General features: G+C 68.1%; 13 protein-coding genes. 6 read left to right on the forward strand and 7 right to left on the reverse strand.

Annotation, left to right across the window (positions count from 1 at the left end; genetic code table 11):
- A complete protein-coding gene (locus ACYVH8_RS17100) occupies positions 1 to 2,376 on the forward strand; it encodes a putative bifunctional diguanylate cyclase/phosphodiesterase (protein WP_460490022.1) in 2,376 nt (791 codons plus the stop codon).
- On the opposite strand, the gene selD is transcribed toward ACYVH8_RS17100, so the two are convergent.
- Genes selD through egtD form a run of 3 tightly spaced genes read right to left on the reverse strand, consistent with a single transcriptional unit; the run spans position 2,318 to position 5,339 of the window.
- Positions 2,318 to 3,400: a selenide, water dikinase SelD gene (gene selD, locus ACYVH8_RS17105; protein ID WP_460490023.1), complete on the reverse strand. Its 1,083-nt coding sequence runs from the start codon at positions 3,398 to 3,400 to the stop codon at positions 2,318 to 2,320. The genes ACYVH8_RS17100 and selD overlap by 59 nt on opposite strands.
- Positions 3,397 to 4,359, reverse strand: coding sequence for a selenoneine biosynthesis selenosugar synthase SenB (gene senB, locus ACYVH8_RS17110; protein WP_460490024.1), 963 nt, complete (start codon positions 4,357 to 4,359; stop codon positions 3,397 to 3,399). The genes selD and senB overlap by 4 nt, the downstream gene beginning before the upstream one ends.
- A 5-nt stretch (positions 4,360 to 4,364) precedes the next feature.
- A complete protein-coding gene (gene egtD, locus ACYVH8_RS17115) occupies positions 4,365 to 5,339 on the reverse strand; it encodes an L-histidine N(alpha)-methyltransferase (RefSeq protein WP_460490025.1) in 975 nt (324 codons plus the stop codon).
- Between the two features lie 178 nt (positions 5,340 to 5,517).
- Between egtD and ACYVH8_RS17120 the strand changes: the two genes are divergently transcribed.
- Positions 5,518 to 6,483 carry a Bug family tripartite tricarboxylate transporter substrate binding protein gene (locus tag ACYVH8_RS17120; protein ID WP_460490026.1) on the forward strand — a complete coding sequence of 322 codons (966 nt, stop codon included), beginning with the start codon at positions 5,518 to 5,520 and terminating at the stop codon, positions 6,481 to 6,483.
- A 149-nt stretch (positions 6,484 to 6,632) separates the two neighbouring features.
- The gene (locus ACYVH8_RS17125) at positions 6,633 to 8,003 is read left to right on the forward strand and encodes an MmgE/PrpD family protein (protein ID WP_460490027.1); all 1,371 of its coding nucleotides are present in this window, start codon (positions 6,633 to 6,635) and stop codon (positions 8,001 to 8,003) included.
- 57 nt (positions 8,004 to 8,060) lie between these two features.
- Here ACYVH8_RS17125 and ACYVH8_RS17130 read toward each other — a convergent pair whose 3' ends face one another.
- The 3 genes from ACYVH8_RS17130 to ACYVH8_RS17140 all read right to left on the reverse strand — a co-directional run bounded on the left by ACYVH8_RS17130 (position 8,061) and on the right by ACYVH8_RS17140 (position 9,789).
- The gene (locus ACYVH8_RS17130; protein WP_460490028.1) at positions 8,061 to 8,606 is read right to left on the reverse strand and encodes a hypothetical protein; all 546 of its coding nucleotides are present in this window, start codon (positions 8,604 to 8,606) and stop codon (positions 8,061 to 8,063) included.
- A gap of 197 nt (positions 8,607 to 8,803) precedes the next feature.
- Entirely contained in the window at positions 8,804 to 9,055 is a 252-nt protein-coding gene (locus ACYVH8_RS17135) for a VF530 family protein (protein WP_460490029.1), read from the reverse strand.
- Positions 9,056 to 9,072: 17 nt separating this feature from the next.
- Positions 9,073 to 9,789 carry a ProQ/FINO family protein gene (locus tag ACYVH8_RS17140; protein WP_460490030.1) on the reverse strand — a complete coding sequence of 239 codons (717 nt, stop codon included), beginning with the start codon at positions 9,787 to 9,789 and terminating at the stop codon, positions 9,073 to 9,075.
- Between the two features lie 73 nt (positions 9,790 to 9,862).
- Between ACYVH8_RS17140 and ACYVH8_RS17145 the strand changes: the two genes are divergently transcribed.
- The gene (locus ACYVH8_RS17145; protein ID WP_460490031.1) at positions 9,863 to 10,693 is read left to right on the forward strand and encodes an urease accessory protein UreD; all 831 of its coding nucleotides are present in this window, start codon (positions 9,863 to 9,865) and stop codon (positions 10,691 to 10,693) included.
- A 124-nt stretch (positions 10,694 to 10,817) separates the two neighbouring features.
- Here ACYVH8_RS17145 and ACYVH8_RS17150 read toward each other — a convergent pair whose 3' ends face one another.
- Positions 10,818 to 11,714: a LysR family transcriptional regulator gene (locus tag ACYVH8_RS17150; RefSeq protein ID WP_460490032.1), complete on the reverse strand. Its 897-nt coding sequence runs from the start codon at positions 11,712 to 11,714 to the stop codon at positions 10,818 to 10,820.
- 138 nt (positions 11,715 to 11,852) lie between these two features.
- Between ACYVH8_RS17150 and ypfH the strand changes: the two genes are divergently transcribed.
- Both ypfH and ACYVH8_RS17160 read left to right on the forward strand, forming a co-directional pair.
- Positions 11,853 to 12,527: an esterase gene (gene ypfH / locus ACYVH8_RS17155; protein WP_460490033.1), complete on the forward strand. Its 675-nt coding sequence runs from the start codon at positions 11,853 to 11,855 to the stop codon at positions 12,525 to 12,527.
- Positions 12,524 to 13,306, forward strand: coding sequence for a dioxygenase family protein (locus tag ACYVH8_RS17160; protein WP_460490034.1), 783 nt, complete (start codon positions 12,524 to 12,526; stop codon positions 13,304 to 13,306). Before ypfH ends, ACYVH8_RS17160 begins: the two co-directional genes overlap by 4 nt.
- Positions 13,307 to 13,311: the final 5 nt, after the last annotated feature.

A 13,311-nucleotide genomic window follows, 5' to 3' on the forward strand; every position in this document is an offset into this window, starting at 1 on the left:
GTGGCAACTGCAACAAGAACCTCGGGAACCGACATCCTGAAACCTGCCACGTCCAGACACCGCGAACAGGAAATTACCGCGAGCACGCTCTCCTGGCAGCCCACCCAGGCTTTCCTGCGCTACGCCGTCCTGACCATCCTGGTAGGCTCCGCCTGCTATGTGGCGGCGGTCTTCGGCTTCACGCCCGAGCATCTGGAGCGTACCTACGGGCCCATCGCGATGTCCCTCCTCGCCCTGATCGCCGCCTGGCTGCTGCGCCGGGGCCATGTGCATGGGGCCATCGTTTTGCTGATCTCCGGCATCTGGCTGATCGTGCTCGGCGTGGCCATCATGCGCGGCGGCATCAAGGTGCCTATCTACTACGTCCACCCCCTGCTGATCTTCCTGCTGGGCTGGCTGGTCAGCGCGCGTGCCGCGCTGATCACGACGGCCCTGACCGTGATCGCCACCATCGCCCTGGTCGCGGCCGATCTGGCCGGCTGGCTGCCCGTGGTGGTGCCGGCCCCACCGCTGCTGCACGGCATCGTGCAGGTCTTCATCTGCCTCCAGGCAGGGGCCATGGTGACCCACCTGGTGCAGGCCTACCGCCGGCAACTCGATGCGGCGCAACACTCCAACGCCGTGCTCAAGCAGTCCGAACTCAAGTTCGCCACCGCCTTCGCCTCCAGCCCCGTGGCTGCATCCATCGCCACGTTCAGCGAGGGCCGCATCATCGAGGTCAACCACAACTTCGAGCGCGACTTCGGCTGGAGCCAGACCGGAATCAAGGGCCAGACCGCGCTGGCCAGCGGGCTGTGGCCCGACGCCACGCTGTGCCGGCAGTTCGCCGAAACGCTGAGCCGCCACGGCCGCACGGTCAACTACGAAACCGTCTGGCGCCACAAGAACGGGGGGCTGCGCAACATCAGCATCTCGGGCGAGATCATCGAGATCGACGGAGAGCCCTGCATCCTGGCCTACACCACCGACATCACCGAACGCAAGGCCGCCGAGGAGCAGATCCAGCGCCTGGCCTTTTTCGATCCCCTGACCGAGCTGCCCAACCGCCGCCTGCTGATGGACCGGCTGGACCAGGCCATGGTGTCCAGCGTGCGCCACCAGCGCCAGGCCGCGCTGCTTTTCATCGATCTGGACAACTTCAAGACCCTCAACGACACCCACGGCCACGACAAGGGCGACCTGCTGCTGCAGCAGGTGGGCGCGCGCCTGGTGCGCTGCGTGCGCGAAGGCGACACGGTGGCGCGGCTGGGGGGCGACGAGTTCGTGGTCATGCTGGAAGACCTCAGCAGCAACGCCATCGAGGCGGCGACCCAGGCCGAGATCGTGGGGCGCAAGATCATGGCCGCGCTGAATGAAAGCTACGCGATCGGGCCGCTGAGTTTCCCCAGCACACCCAGCATGGGCGTGACCCTGTTCGGCGCGCAGCACGAGAACATCGAGGAGCCGCTCAAGCGCGCCGACCTGGCCATGTACCAGGCCAAGTCGGCAGGCCGCAACACCATCCGCTTTTTCGATCCGCGCATGCAGGCCATGGTCGCGGCGCGCGCCGACCTGGAACGTGACCTGCGCCTGGCCCTGCAGCGCCAGGAGTTCACCCTGCACTACCAGCCCCAGGTGCAACGCGGCGGTCTGGTGTCCGGGGCCGAGGCTCTGCTGCGCTGGCATCAGCCGGAGCGCGGCATGGTGGCGCCGGCCGATTTCATCGCGCTGGCCGAGGAAAGCGGCCTCATCATCCCCTTGGGTGTCTATATCCTGGAGCTGGCCTGCCAGCAGCTGGCGCGCTGGGCCGGCAAGCCGGGCATGGCCCATCTGACGCTGTCGGTCAACGTGAGCGCGCGTCAGTTCCAGCAGGAGGACTTTGTGCAGCAGGTGCTGGGCGTGCTGGAACGCACCGGCGCGCCGGCGCAGCGGCTCAAGCTGGAGATCACCGAAAGCCTGCTGATCGCCAATATCGACGACGTGATCACCAAGATAGGCATGATCAAGGCGCAGGGTGTGGGTTTCTCGCTGGATGACTTCGGCACGGGTTACTCATCGCTGTCCTATCTCAAGCGTCTGCCGCTGGACCAGCTCAAGATCGACCAGAGTTTTGTGCGCAACATCCTGATCGACCCCAACGACGCGGCCATCGCGCGCATGGTCATCGTGCTGGCCGAGAGCCTGGGCCTGGAGGTCATGGCCGAAGGCGTGGAGACCCTGGCGCAGCAGCAGGCCCTGCAGGCGCAGGGCTGCCATGCCTACCAGGGTTATCTGTACAGCCGGCCGCTGCCGCTGCAGGACTTCGAGCAGCTGGCGCAGCGACCGGGCTGGCCGGTCATCACCCCTGCGCAGTGGGTCCTTGACGCACCACCAGGCGCCCCGGCGCTTCGCCCGTGATCTCGCCGATCTCGGCCGCGGCCTCGAAGCCGTGGCGGCGGAAGATGGCCAGAACCTGCGCCACGCTCTCGGGCGCGCAGCTCACCAGCAGGCCGCCGCTGGTCTGCGGGTCGCTCAGCAGGGCCTGGTCCACGGCCGCAAACCCCGGGGGCAGCGTGACCGATGCGCCATAACCAGCCCAGTTGCGGCCCGAGGCGCCGGTGACAAAACCCTGGGCCGCCAGCTCGCGCACACCGGCCAGCAGGGGCACCTTGTTCCATTCGATCTGCACGGTGCAGTTGGCGCCGCGCGCCAGCTCCAGGCCGTGGCCGGCCAGGCCGAAACCCGTCACGTCGGTCAGCGCGTGCACCCCAGGCAACTCGGCCAGCTCGGGGCCGGGCGTGTTGAGCTTCGTGGTGGTGGCGATCATCTGCGCGTAACCGGCCGCGTCCAGCCTCTCCTTCTTGAGCGCGGCCGAGAGCACGCCCACGCCCAGCGGCTTGCCCAGGATGAGCTTGTCGCCCACGCGTGCATCGGCATTGCGCTTGACACGCTTGGGATGCACCAGGCCCAGGGCCACCAGGCCGTAGATGGGTTCGACCGAGTCGATGGTGTGGCCGCCGGCGATGGGAATGCCCGCGGCCTTGCACACGTCCTGCCCGCCGGCCAGGATGCGGCCGATGGTGTCGGTGGACAGCACATTGATGGGCATGCCCACCAGGGCCAGGGCCATGATGGGCTTGCCGCCCATGGCGTAGACGTCGGAGATGGCGTTGGTCGCGGCGATGCGGCCGAAGTCGTAGGCATCGTCGACGATGGGCATGAAAAAATCGGTGGTGGCGATCAGGGCCTGCTCGTCGTTGAGCTGGTAGACGGCCGCGTCGTCGGCGGTCTCGATGCCCACCAGCAGCTCGGGCGGCATGGGCAGGCCGCTGCTGCCCTTGAGGATGTCGGAGAGCACACCGGGCGCGATCTTGCAGCCGCAGCCGCCGCCGTGCGAAAGCGAGGTGAGGCGGGGTTCGGCGGGGAAGGTGTTGGCGTTCATATCAGGTCCTGGAGCAGTGCGAGCAGGGACTCGCGTTCGGCGGCCGGCGCGAACAGGGGCACGCGGAGCTGGCATTGTGCCCGCAAGGCGGAAACCCTGCCGGCCGCATCCCTGCACAGTCTCAGCAGCGCCGCCAGCGCCGCCGCGTCGCCCACCGGGAAGTAGCCGCCGTAGTCCCCACCCAGCATGCCCACATTGCCGGGGATGCGTGAGGCCAGCACCGGCGTGCCACTGCAGACAGCCTCCATCAGCACGTGGGCCCCCCCTTCCATGCGGCTGGCATGGACCAGCAGGTGGGCGCGCTGGATGCGCCGCCGTGTGGCCTCGTGCGCCAGGCCACCGAGCCAGCGGTAGTTCGGGCAGGCCGCCATCGTGGCGCGCGCCTGCTCGCCCAGGACCGGGTCCAGCGCCTCGCCGATGTGGTCGAGCTGGATGTCATGCCACTCGCGCAGCAGGCGCGCGGCCTCGAACAGGGTCTGCGGCGACTTCTCCTCGCGCAGATGGCCCACCATCACGGCACGCAGATGATGGCCCGTTTTGTCCAGCGCGCGGCGCGTGGAACTGGACTGGAAGATCACGCGGGTCCTGGCCCGGTACTCGGCCGGCAGGCCCTGCGGCCCCTGTTCCTGCAGCACGACCAGCCGCTGCGCCAGGGCCAGCGAGCGCCGGGCGGACGCGTCCCCGTGGATATCGCGGTAGAGATCGGTGCCGGTCAGCACCACGGCCAGGCCACGACCAGGATGAAGCTGGGCCCAGGCGGCGATGGACGCCGCGCTGCGGCGCGCGTGCAGGGCCAGCATGGCCACCGCTTCAGGCTGCTCACCCGCCCGCCAGGCCTTGACGATCTGCGTGCGGAACTGCCCGGCCAGCAGGCGCGACCAGCGCCAGGCCGTCTGCCAGTTGCCATTGTTGGCATCGGCCAGCGCCGGGCTGACGATGAGCACGAGCGGCCGGGACATGGGGATCACGCGCTCTGGGCCTGCGCCCAGACCATGGCGAACCAGCCGCGTTCGTCGGTCCAGGCCTGGACCTGCGCGAAACCGGCCGCCACCAGCAGGGCCTGGAAATCGCCCAGGCGGTATTTGTAGGAGTTCTCCGTATGGATGCGCTCGCCGCGCGCGAAACGGCGCTCGCCACCGGGCCAGCGCACGGTGAGCTCGCGCCGGGCCTGCAGGTGCATCTCCATGCGCGAGTCCGCCTCGTTGAAGCAGGCCTGGTGCGACCAGTCCTGCACGGCAAAGTCGCTGCCCAGCAGGCGGTTCAGGTGCAGCAGCACATTGAGGTTGAAGGCCGCCGTCACGCCCAGCGCGTCGTCATAGGCCGGCACCAGCACCTCTAGGGGTTTGAGCAGGTCCACCCCGATCAGCAGGCCCCCGCCCTGCGCGGCCGCGCGCACCTGGCGCAGGAAAATCAGCGCCTGCTCCGGCGTGAAATTGCCGATGCTCGAGCCCGGGTAGAACAGCAGGCGCGGACCCGGCCCCACCTCGGGCGGCAGGTCCAGTTGCGCCGAGAAATCCAGCCCCACCCCCAGCATGTCCAGGTCCGGGAAGCGGCGCTGCAGGGACAGCAGGGCGTGGCGCAGGTGGTCGGCCGAGATGTCCACCGCCACATAACGCGCCGGCTGCAGCAGGCCGAAAAGACCCGCCGCCTTCTCGCAATTGCCCGCGCCCAGGTCCACCAGGGTGGCGCCATGCGGCACGCTGGCGGCGATGGCCGGGCCGTGGACGGCCAGCAGGGCCGCTTCGGTGCGCGTGGGGTAGTACTCGGGCAGCTCGGTGATGGCGTCGAACAGGCGCGAGCCCAGCGGATCGTAGAAATACTTGGGGGCGATGCGCGCGGGCCCGGCCTGCAGGCCCGCGACCAGCTCCAGCCGCAAGGCCGCAGGTTCTGCGCGGTGGCGCTGGACAAAACGCGGCTGGGGCAGTTCGGTGCTTGGCATGCGGCCAATATAACAGCGCCCCCTCAGCAAGCGCCCTGGGCACGACCCGGGGCGCGACGCCCCGGCATTGTGGTTTTTACGGCTGGCGCAGCAGGACACCTTGGCGCACAATGCCCGGTCATTATGTTTACATTAATGATCAAAGTGTAAACAATTAACAAACCAGGAGACACTCTTCATGCAACGACGCACCCTGCTGGGCGCAAGCCCCCTGCTGCTGGCCCCCACCCTGCTGCACGCGCAAAGCTATCCCAGCAAGCCCATCCGCTACATCGTGCCCGTGGCCGCCGGCGGCGGCAGTGACATGGTGGGCCGCACCGTGACCGAGCGCTGGGGCAAGCTGCTGAACCAGACCTTCGTGGTGGACAACCAAGGCGGCGGCGGCGGCGTGATCGCCTGCCAGAACACGGCCAAGTCCGCGCCCGACGGTTACACCCTGCTGCAGGGTTATGTGGCCACCCACGGCACCAGCCCGGCCACGCGCAAGCTGCCCTACGACCCCATCAAGGATTTCACGCCCATCGGCATGATCGGCGGCACGCCCAATGTGCTGGTGGTCAATGCCGCCATTCCCGCCAAGGACGTCAAGGAGTTCGTGGCCTACCTGCGCGCCAACATGGGCAAGGTCAGCTACGGTTCGGCCGGCGCGGGTTCGCTCACCCACCTGACCATGGAGCTGTTCAAGCAGCAGATCAACTCCTTCATGGTGCACATCCCCTACCGCGGCATCGCCCCGGCTTTCACCGACCTGATCGGCGGCCAGACCCAGGCCATGTTCCCGGGGCTGGCGGCTGCGCTGCCGCACATCCGCTCGGGCCGCGTGCGCGCCCTGGCCGTGACCGGCGCGCAGCGCCATCCGCAGCTCAAGGACACGCCGACGCTGGACGAGCTGGGCTACAAGGGTTTCGACGCCATGCAGTGGTATGGCGTGGTGGGTCCGGCCGGCATGCCGGCGCCCGTCGTCAAGCAGCTCAACGACAGCCTCAACAGCGTGCTCAAGGCGCCGGACATGCGTGACAAGCTTTCGGTCGAAGCCATCGAGCCCATGCCCATGAGCGCCGAAGCCTTCGCCAAGTTCATGCGCGAGGACATCGCGCGCTGGACCAAGGTGGCCAAGGACCGCAACATCCAGCTCGACAGCTAGAAAAGCATTGCTGCTCCCCCGTTCGGGCTGAGCCTGTCGAAGCCCTTTGCAGGTGCTTGCCTGGCAGGCGCCTGCGTTTCGACAAGCTCAACGCGAACGGATTTATCCTCTATCGTCTTCTAGACCTCATACACCAAAGAGCTTTTCCCATGGCCCGCAATACCCAGGTCACCGCCGACCACAACGCTCCCGCCGTCACGCAAACCCTGGCCCGTTTTGTGGCCGGCCATCCCTCGCGCGGCTGGAGCGACGCGGTGGACCACGAAGCGCACCGCACCTTCATGAACTGGTTGGGTTGCGCCGTGGGCGCCGCGCAGCACGAGTCGGCCCATGCCGCGCTCGGGGCCGTGAACATGCTGCAACCCGCGCCGCAGGCCAGCGTGCTGGGCCGCACCGACAAGGTGGACATGGCCAGCGCAGCCCTGGTCAACGGCATCACCTCGCACACCTTCGACTTCGACGACACCCACCTCAAGACCATCATCCACCCGGCCGGCCCCGTGGCCTCGGCAGTCCTGGCGCTCGCGGAACACAGGGGCCTGAGCGGCCGCGCCGTGATCGACGCGCTGGTGCTGGGCATCGACGTCTCCTGCCGCGTGGGCAACACCATGTACCCCGAGCACTACGACCGCGGCTGGCACATCACCGGCTCCACCGGCATGCTGGGCGCGGCCGCCGGTTGCGCGCGCCTGCTGGGTCTGGACGAAAAACAGACCGCCATGGCCCTGGGCATCGCCGCCTCGCAGCCCGTGGGCATGCGCGAGCAGTTCGGCACCATGACCAAGCCCTTCCACCCGGGCGGTGCGGCGCGCGCCGGGCTGATGTCGGCGCTGCTGGCCAGCCAGGGCTTCACGGCCAGCCCGAAGGCGCTGGAAGCGCCGCGCGGCATGGTCCAGACCATCTCCACCAAGTACGCCTGGAACGAGATCAGCGACGAGCTGGGCCAGCGCTTCGAGATCTCCTTCAACAGCTACAAGCCCTTCGCCTGCGGCATCGTGATCCACCCCAGCATCGACGCCTGCTCGCAACTGCGCGCGCAAGGCGTGAAGGCAGACGACGTGGAGCGCATCGAGCTCAAGGTGCACTCGCTGGTGCTGGAACTCACGGGCAAGAAGGAACCGGCCGACGGCCTGAGCGCGAAGTTCAGCGTGTACCACGGCTGCGCCTGCGGCCTGATCTTCGGCAAGGCCGGCGAAGACCAGTACGCCGACGACATCGTCAACCGCCCCGACATGGCGGCGCTGCGCCGCAAGGTGGTGGCCACGGTGGACGACAGCATCGACGAGGCCAGCGCCGACGTGACCGCCGTGCTGAAAGACGGCCGCCGTGTGCATGTGCTCGTGAAGCACGCCATCGGTTCGCTGGAAAACCCCATGACCGACACCATGCTGGAGACCAAGTTCCACGACCTGTCCGACCCGGTGATCGGCCAGGCCAAGACCAGCGAACTGATCGCCGCCTGCTGGAAGCTGGGCAGCCTGAGCGATGTGCGTCAGCTCACGGCGCTGGCACGGCCCTGAAACAGACCCCCGTCCGCGCTGCCACGCTGCCACGCTGCCACGCTGCCACGCTGCCGCTCAACAGCATCGGGCAGCGACGGCGGGGACGGCGCTTGTCCTTCCCGTCGGCGAGGACACGGAGGCTGCCTCTGAGGCCTGCAGGGGCATCTCCATGCCCCGGTTCGGCGCCAGGCGCAGGAATGCGCCCAGGGCCGTCAGCAGCAGGGCCGCACTGACGATGATGGCCACCGGGTAATGCAGATTGCCCGCCAGCTCCAGCTGGCTGTACTTGATGACCATGATCAGGCCTTCCAGCGACAGCGCCACGCAGACCGTGCCGATGAAACGCGGCAGCGTGCGCCGGAGCATGACGATCACATCGTGCCCCTCTTCTTCCCCGTATTCCTTGCTGATCACCATGGCCAGCTCGAACACCGCCATGGCGATGACACCGGCGTTGACGATCTTGATGACGATCTGCGTGATGTCTTCCCCATGCAGGAGCTGGCCGACCGCTGTCCCCAGAGTGGAGAGCAGGATGGTCGCGGAAATCGCCAGGAAGAGGAAGGTGAAGCCCTTGGCAAAAACCTTCTGGATCGTGACGGACAAGGCGTCGTTTTTCATGCTGCTTCCTAAGGTGGTTGAAGGCCCGCGCAAGCCGGGGCCATTCCGAGCGGAGATTCTGCGGTGATGGCGTGGCGCAGTGCCCGCGGGTGGCAGGCTGTCCAGGTGGGCTCCATGCCACCGCGCATCGAGAACAGGCCCGAAGACTAAACGCCTTCGGCCTCAGGTCCCGGCAAAAAAATACTTTGTTGCCAACGTTACGGCCGCGGGGCGCGCCGCTGCTCGCGCAGCATGTAGAGGTACAGCCCCTCCACCTTCGCGCGCGCCCAGGGCGTCTTGCGCAGGAAGGTGAGGCTGGACTTGATGCTGGGGTCCGCACTGAAGCAGCGCACCGGGATGCGCTCGGCCAGGCCCGGCCAGCCGTACTGGGCCACCAGCGCCGTGACGATGGCCTCCAGCGTCAGGCCGTGCAGCGGGTTGCGCGGCTGGGCGGGTGGCGGCGTGGACACGGGCGACCCGTCCGGTTTCAGGTCGCGGCTGCGCCGGTCTGCGCGCGGCGTTTGTGGGCCAACCCCGCCTTGATGACGTCGCGCTCGTGCACGCCATACATGTCGGCGAACTCGCGCGCGCTCTTGCCGCTGGCCTCGAAGGCCTTGAACAGCGCCTCCTGGCGCGCGATCTTCTGCGTGCTTTCATTCATCGCTTCGTCCAGCAGGGCGGCGATCTTGTCGTCCTGGGGCTGCACGCGCTCCAGATAGTCCTGGCGGCTCAGGCCCGAGGCCTCGAAGGCGACGGACAGCTGGGCCCGCAGTTTCGGCAGCAGATCGTCCTGGGTGCGGGCCTGGCGGCGGCGGTGCAGTTCCACCACGGTCTGGAAGAGATGCTCGGGCGCCACCTCTTCCACGATCGCACCGTCCAGGTCATGCCGGGCCTTGCCCGCTGCCACGCATTGCAGGTAGCGCGTGGAGCGCGCATGCACAGCCAGCGCGGCCTTGAGGCTGTCGCGCTGGAACACGTCCGGGTGCCGGGCCAGCAGGTCCTGGAAGATGCCGCGCTTGAGCGGCAGGAACTCGGCCCCGAAAAGGTGGGGGTAGTAGGTATAGAGCTTTTCCAGCACGGGCAGCGCCGACTGCTTGCGCTCGGCCAGCTTGGCCTTGCCCTCGGGTTTGGCGGCAGGCGCATCCACAGGGGCCGCCTGCGTTTCGGTCGGGAGTTCGGTAGACAGGGAAGGGCTGGTCGTCATGGGTTTCGAATTTCAGAGAAGGCCACATTGTCGGTCACCCGGGCCTGCCCCTTTGCAAAGGTAGACTTGCCGCATGACCTGGCACGCCTCGCTGCAACTCGATTACATCCGCGACGACACCCGCAGCCTGGCGCATTACCGCCATGAAGGCCCGCTGCGCATCCTGCAGAGCCTCTACCCCGAAGGCGACGGCATCTGCCACAACGTGCTGGTGCATCCGCCCGGCGGCCTGGTCGGCGGCGATACGCTGGACATCAGGCTGACCGTCGGCCCCGGCGCGCACGGTCTGGTCACCACACCCGGCGCCACGCGCTTTTACCGCAGCAGTGGTGAAGTCGCACGTCAGTGGGTGCACGCGCGCATCGAGGCCGGCGCGCGCCTGGAGTGGCTGCCGCTGGAGGCCCTGGCCTACAGGCAGTGCCGCGCCGAGAACAAGGCCGTGTTCGAACTGGCCCCGGGCGCCGAACTCATGGGCTGGGACGTGACAGCCCTGGGCCTGCCCGCAGCGAACCAGCCCTTCACCGAAGGCTCGTTTGCCCAGCACCTTGAAGTGCCCGGCGTCTGGCTGGAGCAGGGCTGCATCGCCGCCCACGATGCACGCCTGATGGACGGCCCGCTGGGCCTGGCCGGCCAGCGTTGCCTGGCCACGCTGTTTTTCGTGGCCGGCGAGGCCATCCCACGGGACCGGCGCGAAGCCGCGCTCGAGGTGGTGCGTGAGCTGATCGACGCGCACGCCCTGCGCGCCACGGCCGGCGCCACCAGTCCGCACCCGCAGGTGCTGGTGGCGCGCGTGCTGGCCCCGCTGGTGGAGCCCGCCATGGAGCTGCTCAAGCGCCTGCGCGCCGCCTGGCGCCGGCAGCTCTGGCAGCTGGACGCTGTGCCGCCGCGCATCTGGGCGATGTAGGAGCGACGCCTCAACGACTTCGCGTTCAAAGGTATGCCCCGTCCGCCCTGAGCCTGTCGAAGGGCTGCAGGGGCTTCGACAGGCTCAGCCCGAGCGGTTCTTGTTGAATGAACGCAAGTCGGTATCAGACCCTCCCGACCTGCGCGAAAGCTGCGCTCAAAAATTCCACCATCGCGCGCACCTTGTGCGACAGGTGGTGACGGCTGGGATAGACCACGCTGATGTCCATTTCCGGCCCCGCGTAATGCGGCAGGATTTCCACGAGGCGGCCGGACTTCAGGTCCTCCCCCACCAGAAAGCCGGGCTGGAACACGATGCCCTGGTCGGCCAGGGCCGCGGCGCGGCAGGTGTCGCCGCTGTTGCTGCGCAGGCGCGGGTGCACCTCGATGCTACGTGCGCCGCCCGGCCCCGTGAAATGCCAGTGCTCACCCGTGGCCAGGTAGGTGTAGCTGATCACATCGTGGTCGGCGATGTCGTCCAGCACCTGGATCGGCGCGGCCTGCTGCAGATAACGCGGCGAGGCGCACAGCACCAGGCGCGTGCCGGCGATGCGCCGCGCGATCAGCGTGGAACTGCCCAGCTGGCCGATGCGCACCGCGAGGTCGTAGCCCTCCTCGATCAGGTCCACCACGCGGTCGTTGAGGTTCACCTCCAGCTCCACGCGCGGGTGGATGCGCAGGAACTCGCCCCACAGCGGCGCCAGATGCCGGATGCCGAAGGTCAGCGGCGCGCTGATCTTGAGCAGGCCCTGCGCCTGCACGGCCGAGGCGCTGACGGCGGCATTGGCGTCGTGCAGCTCACCCAGGATCTGCACGCAGCGCTGCAGGTACTCGGCCCCCGCGTCGCTGAGCGCAAGCCGGCGCGTGGTGCGCTGCATCAGCCGCACGCCCAGGCGGGCCTCCAGCTCGCTGACGTTGCGCGAGACCATGGCCTTGGAAATGTCCAGCCGGTCGGCCGCCTTCACGAAGCTGCCCAGCTGGGCCACCGCCACGAAGGATTCGATCTCTTTGAACTGGTCCATGTCACTTGTTTCGCTGGTTTTGGCCTTTATTGTTTCATTTCATTGATCAATAAGTCAATCAATGCGGTATTTATCAAATTATTGGAAATCAATACAGTGGATCCAGTGCCGCACCCAGCGGCGCAGACAGGAAGCACCATGAACCAGCCCCAAGCCCTCATCCTCCAGCAGCCCAGCAAGGCAGCGCAGCTCATCCTGCTCTTCCACGGCGTGGGCTCGAACGCGCAGTCCCTGACCGGGCTGGGGCTGGCCTATGTACAGGCCTTCCCGCAGGCCATGGTGGTCGCGGTGGACGCGCCCCACCCCAGCGAACTCGCCCCCGGTGGCCGGCAATGGTTTTCCGTGACCGGTGTGACGGAAGAGAACCGCCCGACGCGCGTGGACGCGGCCCTGCCCGCCTTTGAATTTGCCGTGCGCCACTGGCAGGAGCGCGCCGGCGTGGACGCCGCGGGCACCGCGCTGGTGGGCTTCTCGCAGGGCGCCATCATGACCCTGGCCTCCGCGCTGCAGCCCGAACCGGTGGCGGCGCGTGTGCTGGCACTGAGCGGGCGTTTCGCGCGCCTGCCCGAGGAGCCGCTGCACGAAGGCAGCACCATCCACCTGCTGCACGGCAAGGCCGACGCGGTCATGCCCTACAACCACGCCATCGAAGGCGCCATGCGCCTGAAATCGCTGGGCGTGGACTTCACCGCCGATGTGCTGCCCTTCATCGGCCACGAGCTGCACCCCGATCTGGTGGCGCTGGCCGTGGAGAAACTGCAGAGCCATATCCCTGCCCGCCTATGGATACAACCCGGAGAGGAGCCCGCATGAACACCCTGCCCAGCCTTTTTGTCTCGCACGGCGCACCCCTGTTCGCCGTGGATGCCGGCAGCACCGGCCCGGCCCTGCGCGCCTGGGCGCAGGCGCATGGCAAGCCCAGCGCCATCGTGGTGATGTCGCCGCACTGGATGGCGCGCACGCCCATGGTGATGGGCACGCCCGCGCCGCAGACCTGGCACGATTTCGGTGGTTTTCCGCCCGAGCTCTACCAGCTGCAATACCCCGCACCGGGCCAGCCCGCGCTGGCGCAGGAGGTGGTGGCGCTGCTGCAGGCGGCCGGCATCGAGGCCGGCCTGGACCAGCGCCGCCCCTTCGACCACGGCACCTGGGTGCCGCTGCTGCACATGTACCCCGAAGCCGACGTGCCCGTGCTGCAGGTGGCGCTGCCCGCCGGCTGGGGCCCGGCCCAGGTCTACGCGCTGGGCCGCGCGCTGCGCCCCCTGCGCGAGCGCAATGTGCTGCTCATGGGCACGGGCAGCATGACGCACAACCTCAGCGAATTCTTCGGCGGCGAGCGCGAGCCCGCGCCCTACGTCATCGAGTTCAGCCGCTGGGTGGAAGAGAAGATCACGCGGGGCGACACCGCCGCCCTGCTGGACTACCGCCGCCTGGCCCCGCACGCCCAACGCGCGCACCCGACGGAGGACCATTTCCTGCCGCTGTTCTTCGCGCTGGGCGCGGCCGCCGATGGCGCGCGGCCCGACTACCTCAGCCGCGAGGTCATGTACAGCATGCTGGCCATGGATGCGTTTGCGATGGAAAGCGCCTGAGGCGC

This window comes from Curvibacter fontanus, assembly GCF_054780335.1.